Source organism: Shewanella sp. A22 (genome assembly GCF_053850585.1).
In genome coordinates this window covers 1-4,253 of record NZ_JBSQBN010000199.1, presented here as the reverse complement: position 1 = coordinate 4,253, position 4,253 = coordinate 1, and the positions used below count along the sequence as shown (strand labels likewise).

Genomic DNA, 4,253 nt, shown 5'->3' with positions numbered 1-4,253 from the left:
TCTAACGAAGCATAAAGGACTTTGAAACCCGCCAGAATGGAGTCTCTCAGGTATTCCACTTCTGTGTTACATCGATTTAAAAGGCAACAACCATTTCTACATCAATGTGCCTTGAATTGAAAAACCTAAGAGACTCTGAACTGACCAGATATTAAATGAGATTGGTATTAAATAGGTATATCGACTTTACTTATGGAATAAAAACAAAAAAGCCAATGCAATTGCATTGGCTTTTAGATTCAATTGCTAAGGATTAGCCTAAGACAGCCAATAGCACACCAGCGGCAACCGCACTGCCTAACACTCCAGCAACATTAGGTCCCATAGCATGCATAAGTAAGAAGTTTTGATCATTAGACTCTAAACCCACTTTATTCACAACTCGTGCAGCCATCGGTACGGCTGATACCCCTGCCGCACCAATTAACGGATTAACCTTACCACCAGACAATTTACACATCAGTTTAGCCATAAGTATGCCTGCAGCAGTACCAATACTAAATGCCACTGCACCTAATATTAAAATACCTAAGGTTTCGATACGTAAAAATTGATCTGCCGACAATTTAGAACCCACTGCAAGCCCTAAGAAAATCGTTACAATGTTGATTAACTCATTTTGTGCTGTCTTTGACAAACGATCAACCACACCGGATTCACGCATTAAATTACCTAAACAAAACATCCCAACGAGAGGTGTTGCTGCAGGTAAAAATAAAATGGTCATACCAAGTACCATTAGCGGAAAAATAATTTTCTCTTTTTTACTCACCTCACGCAACTGTTCCATTTTGATTTCACGTTCCGCTTTCGTGGTCAGTAATCTCATAATAGGAGGTTGAATCAATGGTACCAATGCCATGTATGAGTATGCAGCAACAGCAATCGCGCCCAATAACTCCGGCGCCAATTTAGAGGCCAAGAAAATAGCCGTTGGGCCATCTGCGCCACCAATAATGGCAATGGCTGCAGCATCTTGCATACTAAACTCAAACCCTGGGACAGCGTTTAGAGCAATAGCACCAAGTAAGGTAGCAAAAATACCAAATTGCGCTGCGGCACCTAATAGCAAAGTTTTTGGGTTGGCAATTAAGGCTCCAAAATCAGTTAACGCCCCGACCCCCATGAAAATAAGCAGCGGAAACACACCCGTTTCAATGCCTACATGATAAGCGTAATACAACAAGCCTCCTTCATCAGTAAAGCCTGCATTAGGAATATTTGCTAAAATTGCTCCAAAACCAATAGGTAAAAGCAGTAAAGGCTCAAACCCTCGTGCAATGGCTAAAAATAGCAATAAACAACCTACGGCCATCATCAGCAATTGGCCGCCTGTAAAATTAACGACGCCAGTTTCAGCCCAAAAGGCCATTAATCCTTCCATGTTGACCTCTTATGCTAGTGCAAGTAATGTTGAACCAACGGTCACACTGTCACCTTGCTTTACAGAAAGGTTGGTGACAACACCATCTTGCGGAGCGCGGATTTCAGTTTCCATTTTCATGGCTTCAAGAATAATAATTACCTCACCGGTTTTTACTGCCTGACCATTGTTTATTAACACTTTAAAAATATTACCTGAGAGAGGCGCAGACATAGTGCACTTAACCTCACCAGCAGGTGCTGAGACAACTTGAACTGGGGGTGTCGAGGCCGGAACTGAAGGTGTTGGTGCTATATGACTAATCTCACCGCCTTCACTCACTTCAACCACAAAACTCTGGCCTTCAACATTAACGGTATACGTTTGCGGACCGTTGTCGGCTTTGACTTGTAAATCGTTTGCACTTGGTACGGGTTCAAATGCATCCGGATTACCGCGATTTTGCAAAAACTGTAAACCAATTTGATTAAATAACGCATACGTCATGACATCATCATCGGATTCTGCCGCTAAGGTAACCCCTTGCTCTTTGGCTTTATCGACCAATTCAGCACGCAACTTATCAAGCTCTGGGGCAATTAAATCAGCTGGACGACACGTAATAGGTTGCTCACCATTCAATACTCTAGCTTGAAGCTCTGCGTTAACTGGCGCTGGCGTCGCGCCATACTCACCTTTTAATACTCCCTCAGTTTCTTTGGTCATCGACTTGTAACGATCGCCCATCAGTACATTAATAACCGACTGAGAACCAACAATTTGTGATGTTGGGGTAACGAGTGGTAAGAAACCTAGATCTTCACGAACCCGCGGGATCTCTTCAAGAACGGCGTCCATTTTGTCTGCTGCGCCCTGCTCTTTTAATTGGTTTTCCATATTGGTTAACATGCCGCCAGGCACTTGGGCGCGTAAAATACGCGAGTCAATGCCCTTCAATGCCCCTTCGAAACGCACATACTTTTTACGCACTTCACGAAAATAGGCTGCAATCTCTTCAAGCAAGACCATATCGTAACCAGTCGCTCTGTCGGTGTCTTCTACCATGGCTACTAAGGTTTCTGTCGCACTGTGGCCGTAGGTTTGGCTCATGGAAGATATAGCGGTATCAAGCACATCAACTCCCGCTTCGATGGCTTTTTGATATGTCGCTGTACTTAAGCCTGTTGTCGCATGACAATGCATCGACACCATTAAATCAGTCTGTGATTTTAAACGGCTAATAAGCTCGTAAGCTTGCATTGGTTTAAGTAAACCGGCCATGTCTTTAATACATAAAGAGTCTGCTCCCATATCTTCTAAACGCTTAGCCATATCGACCCAAGTATCAATAGTATGTACAGGGCTAGTGGTAAAAGAAATGGTACCTTGAGCATGACCACCTACATTTTTGACTGCTTTGACCGCTGTTTCAAGATTACGCACATCGTTCATGGCGTCAAAGATACGAAATACATCAACACCATTAGTATGCGCACGTTCAACAAAACGAGTGACGACATCATCAGCATAGTGACGATAGCCTAAAAGGTTCTGTCCACGCAGTAACATTTGCTGCGGTGTATTCGGCATGGCTTTTTTTAATTCACGAATACGATCCCATGGATCCTCACCAAGATAACGAATGCATGAGTCGAATGTGGCTCCACCCCATGACTCGAGTGACCAAAAACCCACTTTGTCTAATAACGGCGCGATAGGTAACATATCGTCGATACGTAACCGTGTTGCCAGTAATGATTGATGAGCGTCACGCAGGACGACATCGGTTAGTGCTAATGGCTTGCTCATAATGACTCCAAATTTATTTCGCGCGGTATTGATGTATCGCAGAGGTAATAGCGGCAACCAGCTTAGGATCTAAGGTTGCCGGCGCTGATGTGCCTGATGTTGCAGGCGCGGGAGTAGCTGTGGCTACGGGCGCAGGAAAAAGCTTAGCAACAATGCCAATACCGATGATCAACATACTTAAAAAAATAAACACTAAGCCCATGCCCATTATCATGATGCCAAGCGCATCGGATAACTGCTCAGATATTGATGTCATGTGTCCTCGCTTTTTTTCAAACTTTTAAATTTAGCTGAGTGAATTTATGCGCACCATGCCGGTGCAATATTTGCTTTAAATCAATTTGCTCGCATCATTTTGACGACATCAATGAAACAAGCCCTAATCAAACAAGCATAAATATTCAGCCCAAACGTCATTTAACACAGTGTTATTTCTGAACTAAGTCCACCATATTGGGAGGAAGCAACTCAAAATCCTGTCACAAAATATAAACAATATATATCATCAATGCTATCTTTTTGTAAATTGGTCTTACCAAATTAGATGCACAACAACAGTGCGACGACAGAAACATCAATAAAAGCACTGATAAAATGAAGATTCCACAAAACACCAGGCTTTAGTGATAATTAAATAATAAAATCGTTATTAAGCAAGCACAGAACAAGTACGTTTTATATTGAACAGAACCAACTAAAAACAGGAATTAACCCAATTGCTCAAAAAAAATGAATAAAGATGTAATTTTTCTGAGTACAATTTGACCTCAAATAGGTTCAAGGGATAATACTCACTCTTACTGAAATATGATCTATTTTAAGCGAACTGAAATTAGTGCACTCTTCGTTATTGCTTTTTTACATGTAGCAACTTTGCCTTCAGTCTTGTACCAATTTCATTATAATTCAGATAAAACAGCGGTATAGACGAATAGAAAAGTGATTAAAATTCAGATTAATACCAATCCTATTAAATATGTGATCTTTCAGCGGGAGTTCAAAGTGCTGTAGGCAAGGCAGATGATTGAAGCGAATAGTGATCCTCGGTAACAAGCTCCTGCGTTACTCTACCTCCAGCATC

The 4,253-nt window shown here is 41.9% G+C and carries 3 protein-coding genes; all 3 read right to left on the bottom strand.

The window, feature by feature from the left end:
- Nucleotides 1–253: 253 nt before the first annotated feature.
- From ACWXWT_RS19990 to ACWXWT_RS19980, 3 genes are read right to left on the bottom strand one after another with little or no spacing between them, the layout of a single operon-like run.
- A complete protein-coding gene (locus ACWXWT_RS19990) occupies nt 254–1,384 on the bottom strand; it encodes a sodium ion-translocating decarboxylase subunit beta (protein WP_456043324.1) in 1,131 nt (376 codons plus the stop codon).
- Between the two features lie 9 nt (nt 1,385–1,393).
- Nucleotides 1,394–3,172, bottom strand: coding sequence for a sodium-extruding oxaloacetate decarboxylase subunit alpha (oadA, locus tag ACWXWT_RS19985; protein ID WP_456043323.1), 1,779 nt, complete (start codon nt 3,170–3,172; stop codon nt 1,394–1,396).
- Between the two features lie 13 nt (nt 3,173–3,185).
- Nucleotides 3,186–3,428: an OadG family protein gene (locus ACWXWT_RS19980; RefSeq protein ID WP_456043322.1), complete on the bottom strand. Its 243-nt coding sequence runs from the start codon at nt 3,426–3,428 to the stop codon at nt 3,186–3,188.
- Nucleotides 3,429–4,253 lie beyond the last annotated feature (825 nt).